Raw genomic sequence first — 19,290 nt, 5'->3', positions numbered from 1 at the left:
GTCGCAGCCGACATAGTTCTGCACTATCATGTCCAGGCCTCTTCCTGTGGTGCGGGGTCTGCTGCTAACAGCCCCGTGCAACTGTTCAGGTTGATGGTTCAGTGGTGGGAAGGGACCGAGCCATGCCGCGGACTATCCCGAAAGGGATGACCAGGATCCTCTCGGCCTCCTTCCCACTTCAACCATACACCCGAACCAACACACAGGATCCTCGGGTCAAGCCCGAGGATGACGAAAGCGCGGGGGCCGCTCCTTATCCGAGCAGCGCCCTCTGCCTCTTGCTGCCACCCATCTTGCGCCAGGTGTTGAACCGATGCGTCGCGGCGGCGAAGGAGATCTTCATCTGCTGGGCCACCGAATAGCGCGACTTGCCCTCGTCGAACATGCGGTAGCAGCACTCGACGCCCTCCTCGGTCAGCTTGCCGTCGGGCGCCTTGTTGTGCGGGTTGGCGGGGTCGAATTTTTCGACCTGCTGTTCGACCAGGCCCTTCAGCCGCTGCAGATCGGCCTCGATGCTGGCGATGAGATCGAGAACGGGTTTCGGGTCAAATGCATCGGTGTGCGGTTTTGCCGTCATCTGCGAATTCCTCTGTCTTGGCTTAGGTTCAGTTATATAGGCGAACATTCACCGATAACGAAGAGGCACCCGCCGGATTTCCGGTTCAAATAATTTTGACCGCCGAGCGACGCGCTCGGTTGACCCAGAGTACTCCAAACCCTAGTTTAGAATAATTCTAAACTAGGGTGAATTTGTCATGCTTTCGCGTGTTTTCGGCTTTGGCCGCCGTTCCTTCGAATCGCTCTCGGAACAGGAGATCCTGGCGCTCGCCATCTCGTCCGAGGAAGATGACGGGCGCATCTATCGCGCCTATGCCGACGGGCTGGCGGAAGACTTTCCGCAATCGGCCAAAGTGTTCGAGGCGATGGCGGAGGAAGAGGACGGCCATCGCGACGCGCTGATCGAGCTTTTCCGCAAGCGTTTCGGCGAGCGCATTCCGCTGATCCGCCGCGATCATGTGAAGGGCTATTACGAACGCAAGGCGGACTGGCTGGTCCGCCCGCTCGGCATCGAGCATGTGCGCCAGCAGGCCGAGGCGATGGAGCGGCAAGCCTATCTGTTCTACGTCGAGGCCGCCAAGCGCACCACCGATGCCTCGACCAGAAAGCTGCTCGGCGATCTGGCGGCGGCCGAACAGGGCCATGAGAGCTCGGCACACCAGCTCGAACAGCAGCATGTGCCGGGCGCAGTGAAGGATGAGGAGGCGGCGGCCGAGCAGCGCCAGTTCATCCTGACCTATGTGCAGCCGGGGCTGGCCGGGCTGATGGACGGCTCGGTGTCGACGCTGGCGCCGATCTTCGCCGCCGCCTTCGCCACACATGATACCTGGCAGACGCTTCTGGTCGGTCTCGCCGCCTCGATCGGCGCCGGCATCTCGATGGGCTTCACCGAAGTCGCGTCCGACGACGGCAAATTGTCCGGGCGCGGTTCGCCACTGAAGCGCGGGCTGACAGTCGGCATCATGACCACGCTGGGCGGCCTAGGCCACGCGCTGCCCTATCTCATCCCGCAATTCTGGACAGCGACGGCGGTGGCAGCGGTGGTGGTGTTCTTCGAACTGTGGACCATCGCCTTCGTGCAGAACCGCTACATGCAGACGCCGTTCCTGCGCGCCGCCTTCCAGGTGGTGCTGGGCGGCGCGCTGGTGTTTGCGGCCGGCGTGCTGATCGGGAATGCTTAGCCGTTGACCACCCGGCTATCCGCTGGCGCCTCGGCCCTTTCCGTCAGCCCATAATCGCGCACGACATGCGCGATGCGCAGTCGGTAGCCGGCAAAGATGCCGCCGCGGCCGGCCTGCTGCGCCTGCCGGTGCTCCTTGGTGTTGCGCCAGGCTTTTACCGCTTCCTCGTCGCGCCAGAACGATAGCGACAGGACGCGGTTCGGGTCGGCCAGGCTCTGGAAGCGTTCGATCGAGACAAAGCCGTCGATGCCGTCGAGCAGCGGGCGCAGCTGCGCGGCGATGCCGAGATAGGCATCGCGCTTGCCTGCCGCCGGCTCGACCTCGAAAATGACAGCGATCATATCTTCACCAACGGAGCGTGTGGACCTGAAGCCAGCTTCAGGAAGATGCGGTCCTCTTTCAAGATAAACTTTTCCCGCCTGGCGAACTCGTAGTTGGCCTTGCCGGCTGGATCGGCGGCGAGCCGGGCGCGGTAAGCCTCGTAGGCGGCCAGACTGTCGATGTTGTACATGGCGTAGGCCGTAGTGGCTGACCCCTCATGCGGCGAAAAATAGCCGATCAGATCGGCGCCGCAGCGCGGGATGGCCTGGCCCCAGTTGCGGGCATATTCCTCGAACGCCGCCTTGCCGAACGGGTCGATCTCGTAGCGGATGAAACAGGTGATGGCCATTTTTGTCTCCTTGACGGTTGGATATTTCTTGCGCGGACAGTTCGAGCCGGATCGAAACGTTGTGTGGATCGACGTGCTAGGCAATTCCCTTGCTGGTCATGTCTGCCAGAAGGATTTCGCGCATTCGCGGCGAACGTCTTCTGGTGTCAGGCCAAGGTCGCGCAACAAATGATCGTCGATCTCGGCGAGGTCGAGACGCTGCAGATGGCGGTCGTACCAGCGGGCCAGAAGCCGCAAGCGCAGCCGGCGCAAGGCGAAGAACGGGAACGGCAGGCGGGCGACAGGTGCGGAGGTCGAAGCGGCTGTTGTGGTCATCGTCGTCTCCTTGATCTCACTGGAGAATAGTGGTTATCTGACAAGAATGCTTCGATGAGGAACGAACTATGCGCGAAGGACCCGACATAGCCCGCATCGCCAGCCTGGTCGGCGATCCGGCGCGGGCAAACATGCTGAATGCGCTGATGGGCGGGACCGCGCTCACGGCAAGCGAACTGGCGATGGAGGCCGGCGTGTCATTGCCGACCGCCAGCTCGCATCTGGGCAAACTGCTGGAGGGCGGGCTGCTGACGGTGGCAAGCCAGGGACGGCATCGGTATTACGGCCTTGCCGGCCCGCAAGTGGCGGGCATGATCGAGGCCATCACCGGCGTCGCCGCCTCAGTCGGGCCGCAGCGTGTGCGGCCAGGACCGCGCGACGCGGCGATGCGGGTGGCGCGGGTCTGTTACGACCATCTTGCCGGCGAACAAGCGGTGGCAATGCTGGACCGTCTCGTCGACAAACACATCCTGCTGCGCGAGGACAAGGAGATCCGGCTCGGTCCGGCGGCCGCTTCGCATTTCGCCGCCATCGGCATCGACGTCTACACCAAGCCGCGACGGCCGGTGTGCCGCGCCTGCCTCGACTGGAGCGTGCGGCGCTCGCATCTGGCCGGCACGCTGGGCGCGGCTATCCTCGACAAGATCATCTCGGAAAAATGGGCGCGGCGCGAGAAGGACAGCCGCGCCGTGGTGTTCTCGCCGGTGGGCAAGCAGGCATTCGAGAAAGTGTTTTTGGGGTGAACTGAACTTCGTCATCCACGGGCGGAGCAACGAGCGAAGCGACGCGGCGCAGACCATAGGATGACGAAGTCATGGGGCTCAGCTCCGCTTCAACACCTTGCCCAGCTTGAAGAAATCCGCCCACGGATCGGCTTTGGCCAGCTGCTTCAGCGTCGTCTTGTCGCCGATTGGAAAGGCGTTCGGCGCCAGCCCGGCTTCGATTTCCGCCCATGTCACCGGCATCGACACGGTGGCGCCCTTCTTGGCACGCGACGAATAGGGCGCGACCGTCGTCGAACCGCGACCGTTGCGCAGATAGTCGACGAAGATCTTTCCGGTGCGCGCCTTCTTCGACAGCGTCGCCGTGTAGCGGTCCGGTGCCGCCTGCTCCAGCGCGCGGGCGAAATCATGGGCGAAGGTCTTTACTTCTTCCCAATCGGCCGACGGTTTCAGCGGCACGACGACATGGTAGCCCTTGCCGCCCGATGTCTTGACCAGGTTGGGCATCGACAAATCATCGAGCCTCGCGCGGATATCGAGCGCTGCATCACGTACCGCCTTGGCGTCGACGCCTTCGTCGGGGTCGAGATCGAAGACGATCTGGTCGGGCTTTTCCAGCTTCTCGATGGTGCAGCCCCAGATGTGGACCTCGACGACGCCGTTCTGGACCAGAGCGGCAAGGCCGTCGAAGTCGCGGATGAACAAGATCTCCTCGCCATCCGTCGGGTCCTTCATCCTGGCGATTTTCTCGTGCATGCCGGCCGAAGCGTGCTTCTGGAAGAAGCGCGGGCCGCCAATGCCGTCCGGCGCCCGCACCAAGCTGAGCGGCCGGTTGACGACGAATTGCTGCATGCGCGGCCAGACCAGCGCGTAGTGCTCGAGCAGGTCCTGCTTCGAGATCTTTTCCTCGGGCCACAAAAGCTTGTCCGGATGGGAGAGCTTGACGACGGTTTGCGCCGTCCCGGTTGATTTCGTCGGGGTCGGCTTTGCCTTGCTCCCGGCTGTCGATGCTTTCGGTTTTTCCTGCACGACTTCCTCCGCCGGCTTGTCTTCGCGCAATCCCTGGAACGATGCGTGGCGTATTATACGGTCGGAGGTCCAGCTGCGAAACTCCACTTCGCCGACCAGCGCGGGCTTGACCCAGACCAGTCCCTTGCCCTTCGGCACGGCCGCCGCGAAGGGCGATGCGTCCGCTTTCAAAGCGTCGAGCTTTTTCTTCAGGCCGGTAGCCATCCCGGCCGAAAAGCCGGTGCCGACGCGGCCGGCATAGTGCAGCTTGCCAGCCTCAAAATAGCCGACCAGCAGCGAGCGCAGGCCGCGGCCGGTCTTTTCCGACGGCAAATAACCGCCGATGACGAATTCCTGTCGCGCCGTGCATTTCGACTTGACCCAGGCCGGGCCACGGCCGCTGCGATAGGGCGCGTCGGCGCGCTTGGAGACGATGCCTTCCAGCCCCATGCGGCAGGCGTGCTGCAGCATGATCTTGCCGGGCTCAGCAAAATGGTCGCTGAAACGCAGCGCCGAATCGTCCGACTGTTTGCCGAGCAGGTCCTGCAGCGCCTGTTTGCGCTCGACCAGCGGTTCGCCGCGCAGATCTTGGCCGTTGAGACGCATCAGGTCGAAGACATAGTAGATGAAGCGGTTGGTCCGGTTCGCCGACAGGTCCTGCTGCAGCAAGGAGAACGACGAGACGCCGCTGTCGGCGAGCACGACGATCTCGCCATCGATGACGGCATCGGTGCATTTCAGACGCCCGAGCTCCGCAACGATCTCGCCGCCGAATTTCTCCGTCCAGTCGAGGCCGGTGCGCGTCAGCAGTCGCACCTCAGTGCCGGCAAGCTGCGCCTGCATGCGGTAGCCGTCGAATTTCACCTCGTGCAGCCAGTCCTTGCCGGCCGGCGCATCTCTTTCCAGCATGGCCAGCTGCGGCTCGATGAAGTCGAGCCGCTTTGCCGCAGCAAGCTTCGCTTTGCCGGCGGCCGGCTTGTTGGAATGCCAGATTTTTGGCGCCTTGCCCTTGGCGGTCTTGCCGGCGCCGACCTCCTCGATCGTCAGGCCCGACTTCACCGATTTCGGAGCTTCCTGCAAAATGTCCTCGCCGGGGCGGGCCGCGGCATCGTCGGATTTGATCAGCAGCCAGTTGTCGCGCTTTTCGCCGGCGCGGGGTTTCAATCTGACCAGATGCCAGAGGCCATGCAATTTGTGGCCGTGCAGCTCGAAGCTGATATGGCCTTTCTTCATCGCCTTGGCCGGGTCGATCTCAGGCGTCCAGGTGCCTTCGTCCCAGACGATGACCGTGCCGCCGCCATACTCTCCCTTGGGGATGGTGCCTTCGAACGGCGCATAGTCGATCGGATGGTCCTCGACGTGCACGGCCAGCCGCTTCTCGTGCGGGTCGAGGCTCGGGCCGCGCGTCACCGCCCAGCTCCACAGCACGCCGTCATGCTCGAGGCGAAGATCGTAGTGCAGCCTTGTCGCGTCATGCTTGTGGATGACGAAGATGCCGCCAGCCTTGTCCTTGCCGCTGCGCGAGACCTTGCCGGCCGGCTCGGCGGTCTTCTTGAAATCACGCTTGGATTGATACTGCTCGAGACCGGCCATCTCGTATCCTCAGGCCGATTTGCGCCTGGCGGCGGCGGCTTTCGGCTTCGCACCTTTCGCCGGCGACCTGGCCTTTGCCGACGAGGAAGCCTTTGATGAACCGCCATCCGAAGACAGGCTCTGCTTCAGCGCGTCGAACAGATTGACGACGTTGGAGGGTTTTGGCGCGGCCTGCGCCGCCGGCGCCTTCTTGCCGGCTTTCTTGGCGCGGATCAGTTCGAGCAGGGCGTCCTCGTATTTGTCGTCGAATTGCGACGGATCGAACGTGGCTTTCTTCTTGTCGATGATGAGCTCGGCCAGATCGGTCATCTCCTGATCGGTCTTCACCGCCTTGATGTCGCCGAAGACGGTATCAGGCTGGCGCACGGTGTTGTCGTAGCGCAAAGTGGTCAGCACCATGCCCTTGCCCAGTGGCTCGATGACAACAGGGCGCTCGCGGCTGTAGAGCACGATGCGGGCAAGTCCCGCCATCTTCTTGCCAGCCATGGCATCGCGGATGACGGCAAAGGCTTCCTCCGACACCGTGTCGGCCGGCGCGACATAATAGGGCGTGTCGAGATAGATCTGCTGAATCGAGGCTTTGTCGACGAAGCCGTCGAGGCTCATCGTGTGCGAGGATTCGATCTGCACCGCCTCGATCTCGTCCTCCTCGATATGGACGAAATCGCCGTCGCTGACCTCATAGCCCTTGATCTCGTCGCCATCGCCCAGCGGCTTGCCGGTCTCGCCATCGACATAGATGCGTTTGACGGTGTTGCCGGTCTTGCGGTTGAGCACCCGGAACGAGACCTTTTCCGTATGGGTGACGACGTTGGTCAGTTCGACGGCGCAGGTGACCAGCGACAGCTTCAGATAGCCCTTCCAGGCTGGACGAGGCGCCATGACAAACTCCCTGCGCGATGCGGTTCAACCGAGAACGGGCAAAGCCCCTTCCGGTTCCGGCCGCACATCTGGCAGGGCCAAGGCGCTTGCGAGCGCCGCGCACGGAAATTTCGTGGCTTCGGCAAATATTGAAACAGAACCGCGCCCAAGCGACATTCAGGCGAAACATATGTGATGCAAAAGTCACATTGGGCGAAATGCCGACGAACTGCACCGAAAGACCCCGAATCAGCCGCATTCCGGCCACGAACCAGGGCCTTTTCGACCAGAGATTAACATCGTGTTCACCGACTATTCACGCATCGACGCTATGATGCCCGTAATTCGGAAGGGACATCCGAAATCGGGACAGGGACCAAGGAAAATGAACTTCTGGCATCACATCGCTGGCTATGCCGCCGCCATCCGCGAATTCGTCGCGCCGAGCTATCGGCCGGAGCGCTACTACATGCGCGGCCCGGGCCCGGCCTGCGCACGTCGCGGCAACTCGCTCGGCGTCAGCGCGCACTGATCATGACCTTCGAGACGCGTCATAACAGCCGGATCTGCAGACCGGGCGCAAACCACCGCGCAACCACCTATCGTGCCGAGCGCCCTGTGCTCGCCGACAGACGACGTGCGACAACGCCGAGGCTTTAACGCCGCCGCCGGCAGGCCTAGTGTCCTAGGACATAAGCTGCCGGGTTGCACGTGACCATCGACCATCCCTCTGAAACCTTCGATGCCAGCCAGCCGTTGATCGTTTTCGACGGCGTCTGCGTTTTGTGTTCGGGCTTCGTGCGTATGGTGGTGAGGCTCGACCGCAAAAACCGCTTCCGCTTCGCCACGGCGCAGTCGCCCTTCGGCGAGGCGCTGTTTCGAAAATACGGGCTGCGCACCGACAGCTACGAGACCAACCTCGTCCTCATCGACGGTGCGGCCTTCATGCGCCTCGAGAGTCTCGTCGCCGTGATGGCCGAACTGGGCTGGCCGTGGCGGGCAGCAAGGGTCTTGCTCCTGCTGCCGCGCCCGCTTCGCAACTGGCTTTACGATCGCATCGCCAGGAACCGCTATGCGCTGTTCGGCCGGAAGGACAGTTGCGACATTCCGTCGGCCGGGTTGAGGGGACGGTTCCTTGGCTAGGATGCGAACCCCGGGTGAGCTGCGATGAGGGTCCTTGTCGTCGGCGGCTACGGAATCTTTGGCGGCCGCATCGTCGAACTGCTGGAAAACGATCCGCGCCTGATCCTGATGGTCGCCGGGCGCTCGCTCGCCAAGGCCGAGGCCTTTTGCAAGAGCCGAGGCCGCGCCGTCGCTCAGCTCGCTCCCGCACAGTTCGATCGCAATGGCGACCTCAACGCGCAACTGGCGTCGCTGCGGCCCGACATCGTCGTCGACGCCACCGGTCCGTTCCAGGCCTATGGCGAGGGGCGCTACCGGCTGATCGAGGCTTGCATCGGTCAGCGCATAAACTATCTCGACCTCGCCGACGGTTCGGATTTCGTTGTCGGTGTTTCCGCCTTCGACGTGGCGGCGAAAGTGGCTGGCCTGTTCGTGCTGTCCGGCGTTTCCAGTTTTCCGGTGCTGACGGCAGCGGTGGTGCGTCGCCTGTCCTCCGAGATGACGCGCATCGACAGCATTCGCGGCGGCATTGCGCCGTCGCCTTATGCCGGCGTCGGCGAGAACGTCATCCGCGCCATTGCGGGTTATGCCGGGCAGCCGGTCCAGCTGACGCGGGAGGGCCAGAAGCGCCAAGGCCATCCGCTGACCGAACAGATGCGCACGACCATCGCGCCGCCGGGCCGTCTGCCGCTGCACAACACGCTGTTCTCGCTGGTCGACGTACCGGATTTGCGGGCGCTGGCCGACCTCTGGCCGCAGGCGAAAACCATCTGGATGGGCGCGGGGCCGGTTCCCGAGCTGCTGCATCGCGCCTTGATCGCGCTAGCATGGCTGGTACGCGCTGGACTGGTCCGCTCGCTGTCGCCGCTCGCCCCGCTCATGCACTGGGCGACGAACCGGCTGCGCTGGGGTGAGCATCGCGGCGGCATGTTCGTCGCGGTGGAAGGGGCGGACCAGTCGGGCGCCACGGTCAAACGCTCATGGCATCTTTTGGCGGAAGGCGATGACGGGCCGCTGATCCCGGCGATGGCGGTCGAGGCGCTGGTCCGAAAGACGCTGGACGGACACAGGCCGGCGCCAGGCGCGCGGGCGGCCGTGCACGATCTGGAACTCGAGGACTATGCGGCGCTGTTTGCAGCCAAGACGATCTACACCGGCTTCAGGGACGATACTGCCGACCGCGAAAAGCCGCTCTATGCCGCCTTGCTCGGCGACGCCTGGCAAAGCCTGCCCGAAGAAATCCGCGCCATGCACGACCACGCCAGGGCGGCGCAAGGTCGCGCCAGCGTCGAGCGGGGAAGCTCTATCCTTAGCCGGCTAGCGGCCTGGCTGGTCGGCTTTCCCGAGGCGAGCGCCGACACCCCCGTGCGTGTCGATTTCGAAACCGACAAGGGCGAGGAGACCTGGACGCGGACCTTTGGCGAGCATCGCTTTTCAAGCCGCCAGTTCGAAGGCCGGGGCCGATCGGAGCGGCTGCTGTGCGAGCGCTTCGGCCCGCTGAGTTTCGCCATGGCGCTGGTTGCAGGCGAAGGGCGGCTGTCTCTGGTTTTGCGCCGCTGGAGCCTTTTCGGCCTGCCGCTGCCGATGTTTCTGTGCCCGCGCTCGACATCCTACGAGGCGGTGGAAGACGGCCGCTTCCGCTTCCATGTCGAGATTTCGCACCCGCTCACCAGCATGATCGTGCGCTACCGCGGCTGGCTGGAGCCGTCCGTCTCGCAAGGCTCCAGACAGCCCCAGGAGACCGTAGCGCTGGGCAATTAGCGCCATCGGCAAGCTTGTGTGCTTGCGCAACGCGCCGCCAGGGACGAAGATTTTTCGAGCGCCTGTCGAAATCGGGCGTGGCCGCGCGACATACGTTCGGCCCGCACCGATGCGGCCCTGTAACCACGGGAGATGACCATGCAGTACCTGCTTCTTATCTATTCCAACGAAGCCGCAATGGCAGCCGCACCGAAAGAGGCGGCCGTCCAGATGAGCGCCGCCTATGGCGCCTATACCGAAGCGATGAAAAAGGCCGGTGTGCTCCTGGCCGGGGAGCGGTTGAAACCGACGAAGATAGCAACCACCGTGCGGGTGGCCGGCGGCAAGACCAATGTGATCGACGGCCCCTATGCCGACACCAAGGAGCAGCTCGGCGGCTACTATCTGATCGAGGCGCCTGACATGGACGCGGCGATCTCGTGGGCGGCGCGCTGTCCCGGTGCCAGCACCGGCACCATGGAAGTGCGGCCGATCTGGCCGATGGCAGAATACATGCCAGCATACACTGCGTGACAGTCGGTAGACCAGACACTGCACGGGCGGCGGCGGAAGCCGCTGCCCGGCAGAGCTACGGCAAGCTGGTTGCCTATCTTGCCGCGCGCACGCGCGACGTGGCCGGCGCCGAAGACGCGCTGGCCGATGCCTTTGCCGCGGCGCTTGAGCGTTGGCCGCAAAGCGGCGTGCCTGAAAAGCCTGAAGCCTGGCTGCTGGCAGTGGCGCGGCGGCGCAGCGTCGATGCGGTCAGACGCCGGCTCACCAGAGAGGCCGGGCGCGACCACCTCAAGCTGATCGCCGAGGAAATGGAGGCGCGCATGACCGACGAAGACCTGCCCGACGAGCGGCTGCGGCTGATGTTTGCATGTGCCCATCCGGCGATCGAGGCCGGCGTGCGGGCGCCGCTGATCCTGCAGACGGTCCTGGGTTTCGACGCCGCAACGATCGCTTCCGCCTTCCTAGTGTCGCCGGCGACGATGAGCCAGCGCCTGGTGCGCGCCAAGTCGCGCATCCGCGAAACCGGCATTCCGTTCCGCGTGCCGGAGCGGGCCGAGCTCGGCGAGCGGCTGGACACGGTGCTGGAGGCGATCTACGCCGCCTTTGCCGAAGGCTGGTCGGATCCGGCCGGCACCGAGACCCAACGCCGTAACCTCGCCACCGAAGGCATCTGGCTCGGGCGGCTGGTCGCCTCGCTGATGCCGGATGAACCGGAGGCACTTGGGCTGCTGGCGCTGATGCTGTTTGCCGAAGCGCGGCGTGCGGCGCGCCGCAATGCCGAGGGAGACTATGTGCCGCTCGCCGAGCAGGATCTTGCGCTGTGGGATGATGCCCTGATCGACGAAGCCGAGGCTTTGCTCAGGCGCGCCGCCAGCATTGGCGTCATCGGCCGCTACCAGCTCGAGGCGGCCGTGCAATCCGCCCACACGACACGGCGGCTGACCGGCCGGACCGACTGGGTGGCGATCAGGGAGCTTTACGATGCCTTGTCGGTGATTGCCGGTTCGCCCGTGGTGGCGATCAACCGCGCTGTGGCGATTGCCGAGGCCGAAGGTGCCGCGGCAGGGCTGGCGGCGCTTTACGTGCTGGGTGACGACAAGCGGCTTGACGACTACCAGCCCTATTGGGCGGCCCGCGCCGGTCTGCTGGCCAGGCTCGGCAACATGCAGCAGGCCAGCGAGGCCTATGACCGGGCGATCGGCCTCGAACGCGACCCGGCCGTGCGCCGGTTCCTGCAGGCAAAGCGCGCGGCGCTGAAGAATTGAGCGGCGGGAGACGGCGCCGGGGTCTGGCCTTGCAACTGGTGCCAGTTTGCGCAAACCTCAGCCTCAACAGACCGGTTATCCGGTGGACGCCTGATTAACTGCATCTGGGAGGGCGAAGTGTTCGGCGAGCCCATTACCGTCCTCATGGTCAATGAGTACCCTGACTACATTGATGCACAAGTATGGGCTGCTGAGCTGAAAACCCGCGTGCCGCAGCTGGAGTTCAGGCTTTGGCCAGATGCCGGGAACAAAAGTGACATAGACATTGTGCTGATCGACAAGGGTGCCAGCCCTGGCTTTTTTGACGCCATGACGGGGCTAAGCGCCGTCGTCTATTTGGGGGCTGGTGTCGAAGGTATTGATCTTCAGAGCTTTCCCAAGCGTGTTCGCCTGATCAGGCTCGCAACGCGTGAGCAGGCTTCGGAAGTGGTGCAGTACATCGTCCTTCGCGTTCTCTGCCAGCAACGGCATGTTGCGGATTACATGAGTCTGCAAGCCCGCAAATCTTGGACTCCGCTCGCGCCGCGGAAGATCTCCGAGACAAGAATCGTTGTGCTGGGTGCGGGCCGGATCGGTGGCTGGGCCGCAAAGCTGTTTGCGGATCTGGGCTACGACACGGCAGTCTGGTCTCGCCATCAAAAGACGCTTCCTGGCATACATAGCTACTTTGGCCGTGCCCAGCTTGCGGACGCGCTCACAAATCGGGACTACGTTATCTGCTCACTTCCGCTGACTGGTGACACTCGTGGGATACTGAACTCCAGTGCCTTTGGAAAAATGAAGCGAGGTGCCTACCTTGTGAATGTCGGCAGGGGCGCGCATGTCAACGAAGCTGACCTGATCGGCGCTCTCGACGAAGGTCAGCTTTCCGGTGCTTGTCTTGACGTGTTCGAGCGTGAGCCCCTGGAGGCCTCATCGCCGTTGTGGACTCATCCCAGGGTGACCATCACGCCTCATGTTGCGAGCTTCTGGGTGGATTCTGGAATCGACCAGGCCGCCGATCTCTGCGGTCAGGTCGCAAGAAGAGAGCCTCTGTCCAACCAGATCGACCTCGAACGAGGTTACTGAATCGAAGTCGTGTCTCGCCCAGGCCGCCGAACTAGGTACCGAGCCCCTCGAACAGGATCGTCGACAGGTAGCGCTCGGCGAAGGACGGGATGATCACCACCAGGTTCTTGCCCTTGTTCTCCGGCCGCGAGCCGACGACGATCGCCGCCTGCAGGGCGGCGCCCGACGAGATGCCGACCGGCACGCCTTCGAGGCGGGCAACGAGACGGGCATTGGCGACCGAATCCTCGTTCGAGACCCTGACGATCTCGTCATAGATCGTCGTATCGAGGATTTTTGGCGCGAAGCCGGCGCCGATGCCCTGGATCTTGTGCGGGCCGGGCTGGCCGCCAGACAGCACCGGCGACGCCTCAGGCTCGACGGCGACGACGTGGACCGAGGACTTGCGCTTCTTCAGCACCTGGCCGACGCCGGTGATGGTGCCGCCGGTGCCGATGCCGGCGACGAAAATGTCGACCTCGCCATGGGTGTCGTTCCAGATTTCCTCGGCGGTCGTGGTGCGGTGTATCTCCGGATTGGCGGGATTTTCGAATTGCTGCGGAATGACGGCGTCGGGCAGCGTCGCGGCCAGCTCGTCGGCCTTGGCGATGGCGCCCTTCATGCCTTTCGGGCCTTCGGTCAGCACCAGCTCGGCGCCGAGCAGCGCCAGCATCTTGCGGCGCTCGACCGACATGGTCTCCGGCATGGTCAGGATCAGCTTGTAGCCCTTGGCGGCGGCGGCAAAGGCGAGCGCGATGCCGGTGTTGCCGGAGGTCGGTTCGACCAGCGTGGTCTTGCCGGGCGTGATCCTGCCGGATGCCTCGAGCGCCTCGATCATCGCCACGCCGATGCGGTCCTTGACCGAGGCGATGGGGTTGAAGAATTCGAGCTTGGCCAGAAGATTGGCGACGACGCCCTTTTCCCTGGCGAACTTGTCGAGCCGCACCAGCGGTGTGTCGCCGATCGTCTCTGTGATCGAACTGTAGATGCGGCCGCGACCGGGCACGCGCGCTGAGGTGACGGGCTTGTTCATTGGTTTCGCTCCCAGGATTTCAGGCAAGTGGACTCTAGGCGTCAGGGTATGGCCGGCAAGATAAGCTGTCGACCGGAAATATCCGAGTGGAGCCTGTGCTTAAAGCACCCCGGCATCGGAAAACGGTTTCCTGAAACGGGCCGATTCTGGAATGGCTTGGCCGAAACGCGCCTACTGACGAGCGGCAATCGCTGCCGCTGCCCCAACCATGAAGCCGGCAGCGGTGCGGTTCAGGGCTTTCAGCGCCCGCGGCGACTTCAGGAACCAGCGCGCCTTGGCCGCCAGCGCCAGATAAGGCACCAGCACCACCAGCAACACGACGACGGTGAGCGCGACGAGGATGCCGTAGTCGACGAGCGTGATGGTCTTCAGGTCGACGATGGTCGGCGTGATGGCGAGATAGAAGATCATCGTCTTCGGATTGCCGAGCGTGACGGTGAGGCCGGCGATGAAGCTCGACAGCAGTCCGCCCTTGCCCTTTTTCGCCTCGACCGTTTCGGGCGTAATGCCGCTGGTCCAGAAGCGCCAGCCGAGGAAGGCGAGATAGGCAACGCCCAGCCATTTGATGGCGAGAAACACCATGCCAAAGGTCTGGGCGACGAAGGCGAGGCCGAGCACCACGGCGGTGAGGTAGGTGATGTCGCCGAGCATCAGCCCGAACGACATGGCCAGCGACGAGCGGAAGCCTGAGCCGAGCGCCCGCGCCACAAGTGCTGTGACGCCGGGGCCGGGAATGGCAGCGGCGATGCCGAGTGCGGCACTGTAGGCGAGGAATCCGGTAAGGGTCATGTCTCAGCTTTAGCGCAAAGCCGGGTGCGGGTGAATTCCCTCACGACGGGATTCGATTGCACCAGTGGGTCAGGAGCCGCCATGGGTGATGCGCCAGATGGTGCCGCTGCCGTCTTCGGTGACGATCAGCGCGCCGTCCTTGGCAACCGCCACGCCGACCGGGCGGCCCCAGACCTCGTCGTCGGAGATGACGAAGCCGGTGATGAAATCCTCATACTCGCCGGTCGGCTTGCCGTCCTTGAACCGCAACCTGACCACCTTGTAGCCGGTGCGGATGCCGCGATTCCACGAGCCATGCAAGGCGACGAAGGCATCGCCCTGATAGTCCGCCGGAAAATTCTTGCCGGTATAGAATGCAATGTTGAGCGGCGCCGAATGGGCCTGGATCAGCACGTCGGGAATGGTCGCCTTGCCGGCGAGGTCGGTGCGTTCGCCCTTGTGGCGCGGATCCTCATTGTTGCCGATGTAGTACCAGGGCCAGCCATAGAAAGCGCCGTCCTTGACGGTGGTTGCATATTCGAACGGCACATTGTCGCCGAGCGCGTCGCGTTCGTTGACGACGCACCAGAGCGCGCCGGTGGCCGGCTGCACGGTCATGCCCGAACAATTGCGCAGGCCGGTGGCGACGATGCGGCCATTCTTGCCGTCGGGGTCGAAGGCCAGCACATCGGCGCGACCATCCTCGGCGCCCCAGGCAGCACCCAGCGGCATCGACTTGGCCCAGGCGTCCAGCCCGCCCTTCGGCCGCTTGCCCATGCCCTCGGCGACATTCGAACCGGAACCGACCGAGAGATAGAGCGTCTTGCCATCCGGCGAGAAGGCGATGTCGCGGGTCCAGTGGTGGCTCGAAGGAATGTTGGCGACGACGGTTTCCGGCTGGCCGGAAGCCTTGAGGTCGCCGTCGCGATAGGCAAAGCGAACGACGCTGTTGCTGTTGGCGACATAGACCCATTGCGGACTGTTTCCCTTGGGATAGAAGGCGATGCCATAGGGCTGGGTGAGGCCGTTGGCGAAGATCGCCTCCTCGGCGGGTTTGGCGCTGCCCTGCGTGAGACGATAGACGCGGATCTGGTTGGCCCTGCTGTCGGCGACGAAGAGGTCGCCATTGGGCGCGACGCGCACGACGCGCGGGCTGGCGATGCCTGAGGCGATCATCTCGGCCGAAAAACCCGGCGGTATCTGCGGCCTGGCGCCTTCCGGCCGGTCCGCCAGGCCGGCGCCATTGGATGCGGATTCGGTAAGGAAGGGCGCCTGCAGATCCTCAGGCAGGATCAGGCGCCGCACGCCCGGCCTGTCGTCCCTCCAGTCGCCAAAGGCGGCTTCGCCTTTCAGCAGCGGCTGATCCGCCTGGGCAAATGCCGCCATGGCGAAAAACAAGGCGGCGGAAATAGCTGTCGGACCGGCAAATCGCATCATGCTGAACTCCATGGCTTCACCTCGACACGGCGAAACGGGTGGGCTCGTCGGTCGTTCCGCATCACACGGGGTGTTGAAGGGATCGAGACTCAGTTTCCGGCGGCGTAGAAATCGTCGTCGAGGCGCTTTTCCAGCTCGACGAGATCGGCCGGCAGCGGCAGGCCCATGGCCCGCATTTCCCTCAGCTTCTCGCGCAGCTGTTCCTGCACCTCATGCTGATCCTCCGGCTGGTTGACCATCTCTTCGAGCAGCAGGCTGATCTGCGCCTTGATCTCTTCGAAAGCCATTGTTTTTCTCCTTGCGCAGCCTTGCCATGAGGCAACTTGATATTCAGGTCAGGCCGACCTCACCTGAATATCAATACACCTCAACGGAGCATGCGCGATATCAGCTGCGCCGTATAGTCGACCATTGGCACGATGCGGGCGTAGTTCAGCCGGGTTGGGCCGATGACGCCGAGCGCGCCGATGACGCGGGCGTCCTTGTCGCGATAGGGCGCGACGACCAGCGACGAACCCGACAGCGAAAACAGCTTGTTTTCCGAGCCGATGAAGATGCGCACGCCGGAGCCTTCTTCGGCGAGGTCGAGCAGCTGGATCAGCCCGTCCTGCGTCTCCATGTCCTCGAACAGATGCCGCAGCAGCTCGATCTCGGCGTGGGCGGTGACATTTTCGAGCAGGTTGGCGCGGCCGCGGACGATGAGCCGCGCCGGCAGGCCGCTGTCGGCGCCGGCCCAGACCGCCAGGCCCTTCTCGACCAGATCCTGCGACAGCGTGTCGAGCGCCGCCTTGGTCTCTTCCTTGATGCGGGCGATCTCGACCCGCGCCTCGGCCAGCGTGCGGCCGCGGATGTGGGCGTTGAGGAAGTTGGAGGCTTCATGCAACTGCGAGACGGTGACGCCGGCGGGCAGGTCGATGACACGGTTTTCGACGTCGCCGTTCTGCGACACCAGCACGGCCAGCGCCTTGGTCGGCTCGAGCTGGATGAATTCGATATGCTTGAGCGCCACTTCGTTCTTGGCGGTCAGCACCAGGCCGGCGCCGCGCGACATGCCGGACAGCATCTGGCTGGCTTCGGTCAGCATGTGTTCCAGCGTCGCGCCCGAGCCGGAGGCGCGCACCTGCGCCTCGATGGTGCGGCGCTCCTCGTCGGAGAGATCGCCCAGTTCCATGAAAGCATCGACGAAAAACCGCAGCCCGGCCTGGGTCGGCAAGCGACCGGCGGAAATGTGCGGAGCGTAGATCAGGCCGAGATGCTCGAGGTCGCTCATCACATTGCGGATGGTGGCCGGCGACAGCGACGATGGCAGGATGCGCGACAGGCTGCGCGAGCCCACAGGTTCGCCGTCCTTCAGATAGGAATCGACGATGCGCCGAAAAATATCGCGCGAGCGCATATCAAGCGACTGCAGCGCGGGCGACAGCAAACTGGGTTCGGCAACTGCCTTGGTCATTCGAGCCAAAAACCTCCGGCTAAAGGATATAGACTTCACCGGCGCCCGCGCAACCCGGTGTCTGTGTCTCAGATCACCCGGTGTCTGTGCCAGATCACCCGGCGCCTGTGTCAGGTCGCCCGGCGCCTGTGTCGGCCATTTTCCTTTGCGCCATGGGCCCCATGCGGTTACAAGCCGGCCACGATTCCGAAAAACATAGGAAAACAGCCTGAATGCGCCCTTCCAAACGCCAATTCGACGAAATGCGCGCCATCTCCTTCGAGCGCGGCGTCTCCAAGCACGCCGAAGGCTCGTGCCTGGTGAAGTTCGGCGACACGCATGTGCTGTGTACGGCGAGCCTTGAGGAGAAGGTGCCGGGCTGGATGCGCAACTCCGGCAAGGGCTGGGTGACGGCCGAATACGGCATGCTGCCACGCTCGACCGGCGAGCGCATGCGCCGCGAGGCGTCCGCCGGCAAGCAAGGCGGCCGCACGCTGGAAATCCAGCGTCTGATCGGCCGCTCTTTGCGCGCCGTGGTCGACCTGCAGGCGCTGGGCGAACAGCAGATCACCGTCGACTGCGATGTCATCCAGGCCGATGGCGGCACCCGCACCGCTTCGATCACCGGCGGCTGGGTGGCGCTCTACGACTGCCTGCGCTGGATGGAAGCGCGGCAGATGGCCAGCGTCGCCAAGGTGCTGAAGGATCATGTCGCGGCGATCTCCTGCGGCATCCATGACGGCCAGCCGGTCATCGACCTCGATTATGTCGAGGATTCCTCGGCCGGTACCGACGCCAATTTCGTCATGACCGGCAAGGGCGGCATCGTCGAGATCCAGGGCACGGCCGAGGGCGAGCCTTTTTCCGAGGATCAGTTCGCGGCGCTGATGGGCTTGGCCAAGAAAGGCATCCAGCGGCTGGTCAGCCTGCAGCAGATGGCTGTGGCGTAACCTTCGGCTTCACGATGACCCCCGCCGCCATCCTGGAATCAGCCCTCTACGTCACCGATCTGGCGGCGGCCGAAGCGTTCTACACCGACGTCCTCGGCCTCGATCTCCTCGGCAAGGTCGAAGGCAGGCACATTTTCTTCCGCTGCGGCGACAGCGTGCTGCTGGTCTTCAATGCCGAGGCGACGAAAGTCCCGCCGGCGCCGGATGCGCGGCTGAAGGTGCCGCCGCACGGCACGGTTGGCGAGGGCCATCTCTGCTTTGCGGCAAACGCGGACGAAATCGCCGGCTGGAAGGCGCATCTCGAGGCGAAAAAGATCGCCATCGAAAGTGAGTTCGAATGGCCGCAAGGCGGCCGCTCGATCTATATTCGCGACCCATCGGGCAATTCGATCGAATTCGCCGAGCCAAGAATCTGGGGCCTTTGATGCATTCTCTCGATGGCAAGAAGATCGTCGTTGCCAGCCATAACGCCGGCAAACTGCGCGAATTCGCCGATCTGATGGGACCGTTCGGCTTCGAAGCGAAGTCGGCCAAGGACTACGGCCTGCCGGAGCCGGACGAGACCGGCACCACGTTTGAGGAAAACGCCTACATCAAGGCGCTGGCCGCGGCCAAGGCGACCGGCCTGCCAGCGCTGTCGGACGATTCCGGCCTGTGCGTCGATGCGCTCGACGGCGCGCCCGGCGTCTACACCGCCAATTGGGCCGAGACGCCGGATGGTTCGCGCGACTTCGGCATGGCCATGCAGCGCACCGAAGTGGCGCTGCAGGAAGTCGGCGCGGCTCTGCCGGAACAGCGCAAGGGCCGCTTCGTCGCCGTCATTTGCCTGGCCTTTCCCGACGGCGATGCCGAGTACTATCGCGGCGAGGCCGAGGGAACGCTGGTGTGGCCGCCGCGCGGCGAGCTCGGCTTCGGCTACGACCCGGTGTTTTTGCCCAATGGTTTCGACAAGACTTTTGGCGAGATGAGTGCCGAGGAAAAACACGGCTGGAAGCCCGGCCAGCCGACCGCATTGTCGCACCGCGCCCGCGCCTTCCAGAAATTCGCCCAAGCGCGACTTGGTTCGGAATGATTG

At 63.9% G+C, this 19,290-nt stretch carries 22 protein-coding genes; 11 read left to right on the top strand and 11 right to left on the bottom strand.

Annotation, left to right across the window (positions count from 1 at the left end; all coding sequences use genetic code 11):
- Window positions 1-253: 253 nt before the first annotated feature.
- Window positions 254-577 (bottom strand): hypothetical protein, encoded by a 324-nt coding sequence (locus AC1DVW_RS26635; RefSeq protein WP_477327104.1) that lies wholly within the window; start codon window positions 575-577, stop codon window positions 254-256.
- A 178-nt stretch (window positions 578-755) separates the two neighbouring features.
- Between AC1DVW_RS26635 and mbfA the strand changes: the two genes are divergently transcribed.
- Entirely contained in the window at window positions 756-1,739 is a 984-nt protein-coding gene (gene mbfA / locus AC1DVW_RS26630; protein WP_477240288.1) for an iron exporter MbfA, read from the top strand.
- Here the strand turns inward: mbfA and AC1DVW_RS26625 are convergent.
- The 3 genes from AC1DVW_RS26625 to AC1DVW_RS26615 form a co-directional block, all read right to left on the bottom strand.
- Window positions 1,736-2,080, bottom strand: a complete 345-nt coding sequence (locus AC1DVW_RS26625; RefSeq protein WP_477327102.1) for an antibiotic biosynthesis monooxygenase family protein — start codon at window positions 2,078-2,080, stop codon at window positions 1,736-1,738. The genes mbfA and AC1DVW_RS26625 overlap by 4 nt on opposite strands.
- Window positions 2,077-2,409, bottom strand: coding sequence for an NIPSNAP family protein (locus tag AC1DVW_RS26620; protein WP_477327100.1), 333 nt, complete (start codon window positions 2,407-2,409; stop codon window positions 2,077-2,079). Before AC1DVW_RS26620 ends, AC1DVW_RS26625 begins: the two co-directional genes overlap by 4 nt.
- A gap of 96 nt (window positions 2,410-2,505) precedes the next feature.
- The gene (locus tag AC1DVW_RS26615; RefSeq protein WP_477327098.1) at window positions 2,506-2,724 is read right to left on the bottom strand and encodes a DUF1127 domain-containing protein; all 219 of its coding nucleotides are present in this window, start codon (window positions 2,722-2,724) and stop codon (window positions 2,506-2,508) included.
- Between the two features lie 68 nt (window positions 2,725-2,792).
- On the opposite strand from AC1DVW_RS26615, the gene AC1DVW_RS26610 reads away from it, so the two are divergent.
- Window positions 2,793-3,467: an ArsR/SmtB family transcription factor gene (locus AC1DVW_RS26610; RefSeq protein WP_477240281.1), complete on the top strand. Its 675-nt coding sequence runs from the start codon at window positions 2,793-2,795 to the stop codon at window positions 3,465-3,467.
- Window positions 3,468-3,545: 78 nt separating this feature from the next.
- Here AC1DVW_RS26610 and ligD read toward each other — a convergent pair whose 3' ends face one another.
- Both ligD and ku read right to left on the bottom strand, forming a co-directional pair.
- On the bottom strand, window positions 3,546-6,047 hold the full coding sequence (ligD, locus tag AC1DVW_RS26605) for a DNA ligase D (protein ID WP_477327096.1): 2,502 nt from the start codon (window positions 6,045-6,047) through the stop codon (window positions 3,546-3,548).
- Between the two features lie 9 nt (window positions 6,048-6,056).
- Window positions 6,057-6,929: a non-homologous end joining protein Ku gene (ku, locus tag AC1DVW_RS26600; RefSeq protein WP_477327094.1), complete on the bottom strand. Its 873-nt coding sequence runs from the start codon at window positions 6,927-6,929 to the stop codon at window positions 6,057-6,059.
- Between the two features lie 364 nt (window positions 6,930-7,293).
- Between ku and AC1DVW_RS26595 the strand changes: the two genes are divergently transcribed.
- The 6 genes from AC1DVW_RS26595 (at window position 7,294) to AC1DVW_RS26570 (ending at window position 12,616) form a co-directional block, all read left to right on the top strand.
- Window positions 7,294-7,440 (top strand): hypothetical protein, encoded by a 147-nt coding sequence (locus AC1DVW_RS26595; RefSeq protein WP_477240272.1) that lies wholly within the window; start codon window positions 7,294-7,296, stop codon window positions 7,438-7,440.
- 179 nt (window positions 7,441-7,619) lie between these two features.
- Window positions 7,620-8,051: a thiol-disulfide oxidoreductase DCC family protein gene (locus AC1DVW_RS26590; protein WP_477327092.1), complete on the top strand. Its 432-nt coding sequence runs from the start codon at window positions 7,620-7,622 to the stop codon at window positions 8,049-8,051.
- A 24-nt stretch (window positions 8,052-8,075) separates the two neighbouring features.
- The gene (locus AC1DVW_RS26585) at window positions 8,076-9,791 is read left to right on the top strand and encodes a DUF4166 domain-containing protein (RefSeq protein ID WP_477327090.1); all 1,716 of its coding nucleotides are present in this window, start codon (window positions 8,076-8,078) and stop codon (window positions 9,789-9,791) included.
- A gap of 138 nt (window positions 9,792-9,929) precedes the next feature.
- Window positions 9,930-10,304: a YciI family protein gene (locus tag AC1DVW_RS26580; RefSeq protein ID WP_477327088.1), complete on the top strand. Its 375-nt coding sequence runs from the start codon at window positions 9,930-9,932 to the stop codon at window positions 10,302-10,304.
- Entirely contained in the window at window positions 10,301-11,548 is a 1,248-nt protein-coding gene (locus AC1DVW_RS26575) for an RNA polymerase sigma factor (protein ID WP_477327086.1), read from the top strand. The genes AC1DVW_RS26580 and AC1DVW_RS26575 overlap by 4 nt, the downstream gene beginning before the upstream one ends.
- Window positions 11,549-11,665: 117 nt before the next feature.
- Window positions 11,666-12,616 (top strand): NAD(P)-dependent oxidoreductase, encoded by a 951-nt coding sequence (locus AC1DVW_RS26570; protein WP_477327084.1) that lies wholly within the window; start codon window positions 11,666-11,668, stop codon window positions 12,614-12,616.
- A 31-nt stretch (window positions 12,617-12,647) separates the two neighbouring features.
- On the opposite strand, the gene cysK is transcribed toward AC1DVW_RS26570, so the two are convergent.
- The 5 genes from cysK to hrcA form a co-directional block, all read right to left on the bottom strand.
- The gene (gene cysK, locus AC1DVW_RS26565) at window positions 12,648-13,628 is read right to left on the bottom strand and encodes a cysteine synthase A (protein WP_477327082.1); all 981 of its coding nucleotides are present in this window, start codon (window positions 13,626-13,628) and stop codon (window positions 12,648-12,650) included.
- 171 nt (window positions 13,629-13,799) lie between these two features.
- Complete coding sequence (locus AC1DVW_RS26560; protein WP_477327080.1) at window positions 13,800-14,417, bottom strand: LysE family translocator; 618 nt, start codon at window positions 14,415-14,417, stop codon at window positions 13,800-13,802.
- 69 nt (window positions 14,418-14,486) lie between these two features.
- Window positions 14,487-15,833 carry a PQQ-dependent sugar dehydrogenase gene (locus tag AC1DVW_RS26555; RefSeq protein ID WP_477327078.1) on the bottom strand — a complete coding sequence of 449 codons (1,347 nt, stop codon included), beginning with the start codon at window positions 15,831-15,833 and terminating at the stop codon, window positions 14,487-14,489.
- Between the two features lie 89 nt (window positions 15,834-15,922).
- A complete protein-coding gene (locus tag AC1DVW_RS26550) occupies window positions 15,923-16,120 on the bottom strand; it encodes a hypothetical protein (protein WP_477270093.1) in 198 nt (65 codons plus the stop codon).
- 80 nt (window positions 16,121-16,200) lie between these two features.
- On the bottom strand, window positions 16,201-17,286 hold the full coding sequence (gene hrcA, locus AC1DVW_RS26545; protein ID WP_477327076.1) for a heat-inducible transcriptional repressor HrcA: 1,086 nt from the start codon (window positions 17,284-17,286) through the stop codon (window positions 16,201-16,203).
- Between the two features lie 212 nt (window positions 17,287-17,498).
- On the opposite strand from hrcA, the gene rph reads away from it, so the two are divergent.
- Genes rph through rdgB form a run of 3 tightly spaced genes read left to right on the top strand, consistent with a single transcriptional unit; the run spans window position 17,499 to window position 19,287 of the window.
- Window positions 17,499-18,215: a ribonuclease PH gene (gene rph, locus AC1DVW_RS26540; protein ID WP_477240250.1), complete on the top strand. Its 717-nt coding sequence runs from the start codon at window positions 17,499-17,501 to the stop codon at window positions 18,213-18,215.
- Window positions 18,216-18,229: 14 nt separating this feature from the next.
- A complete protein-coding gene (locus AC1DVW_RS26535; RefSeq protein ID WP_477327074.1) occupies window positions 18,230-18,640 on the top strand; it encodes a VOC family protein in 411 nt (136 codons plus the stop codon).
- Window positions 18,640-19,287, top strand: a complete 648-nt coding sequence (gene rdgB, locus AC1DVW_RS26530; RefSeq protein WP_477240246.1) for an RdgB/HAM1 family non-canonical purine NTP pyrophosphatase — start codon at window positions 18,640-18,642, stop codon at window positions 19,285-19,287. The genes AC1DVW_RS26535 and rdgB overlap by 1 nt, the downstream gene beginning before the upstream one ends.
- Window positions 19,288-19,290 lie beyond the last annotated feature (3 nt).

Source organism: Mesorhizobium sp. P3_B5 (genome assembly GCF_056402815.1).
This window is presented reverse-complemented; position numbering and strand designations above follow the sequence as displayed.

Coding starts and splice junctions, on each gene's coding strand:
- AC1DVW_RS26635 (WP_477327104.1), bottom strand. CDS start 577: ATGACGGCAAAACCGCACACCGATGCATTTGACCCGAAACCCGTTCTC.
- mbfA (WP_477240288.1), top strand. CDS start 756: ATGCTTTCGCGTGTTTTCGGCTTTGGCCGCCGTTCCTTCGAATCGCTC.
- AC1DVW_RS26625 (WP_477327102.1), bottom strand. CDS start 2,080: ATGATCGCTGTCATTTTCGAGGTCGAGCCGGCGGCAGGCAAGCGCGAT.
- AC1DVW_RS26620 (WP_477327100.1), bottom strand. CDS start 2,409: ATGGCCATCACCTGTTTCATCCGCTACGAGATCGACCCGTTCGGCAAG.
- AC1DVW_RS26615 (WP_477327098.1), bottom strand. CDS start 2,724: ATGACCACAACAGCCGCTTCGACCTCCGCACCTGTCGCCCGCCTGCCG.
- AC1DVW_RS26610 (WP_477240281.1), top strand. CDS start 2,793: ATGCGCGAAGGACCCGACATAGCCCGCATCGCCAGCCTGGTCGGCGAT.
- ligD (WP_477327096.1), bottom strand. CDS start 6,047: ATGGCCGGTCTCGAGCAGTATCAATCCAAGCGTGATTTCAAGAAGACC.
- ku (WP_477327094.1), bottom strand. CDS start 6,929: ATGGCGCCTCGTCCAGCCTGGAAGGGCTATCTGAAGCTGTCGCTGGTC.
- AC1DVW_RS26595 (WP_477240272.1), top strand. CDS start 7,294: ATGAACTTCTGGCATCACATCGCTGGCTATGCCGCCGCCATCCGCGAA.
- AC1DVW_RS26585 (WP_477327090.1), top strand. CDS start 8,076: ATGAGGGTCCTTGTCGTCGGCGGCTACGGAATCTTTGGCGGCCGCATC.
- AC1DVW_RS26580 (WP_477327088.1), top strand. CDS start 9,930: ATGCAGTACCTGCTTCTTATCTATTCCAACGAAGCCGCAATGGCAGCC.
- cysK (WP_477327082.1), bottom strand. CDS start 13,628: ATGAACAAGCCCGTCACCTCAGCGCGCGTGCCCGGTCGCGGCCGCATC.
- AC1DVW_RS26560 (WP_477327080.1), bottom strand. CDS start 14,417: ATGACCCTTACCGGATTCCTCGCCTACAGTGCCGCACTCGGCATCGCC.
- AC1DVW_RS26555 (WP_477327078.1), bottom strand. CDS start 15,833: ATGATGCGATTTGCCGGTCCGACAGCTATTTCCGCCGCCTTGTTTTTC.
- AC1DVW_RS26550 (WP_477270093.1), bottom strand. CDS start 16,120: ATGGCTTTCGAAGAGATCAAGGCGCAGATCAGCCTGCTGCTCGAAGAG.
- hrcA (WP_477327076.1), bottom strand. CDS start 17,286: ATGACCAAGGCAGTTGCCGAACCCAGTTTGCTGTCGCCCGCGCTGCAG.
- rph (WP_477240250.1), top strand. CDS start 17,499: ATGCGCCCTTCCAAACGCCAATTCGACGAAATGCGCGCCATCTCCTTC.
- AC1DVW_RS26535 (WP_477327074.1), top strand. CDS start 18,230: ATGACCCCCGCCGCCATCCTGGAATCAGCCCTCTACGTCACCGATCTG.
- rdgB (WP_477240246.1), top strand. CDS start 18,640: ATGCATTCTCTCGATGGCAAGAAGATCGTCGTTGCCAGCCATAACGCC.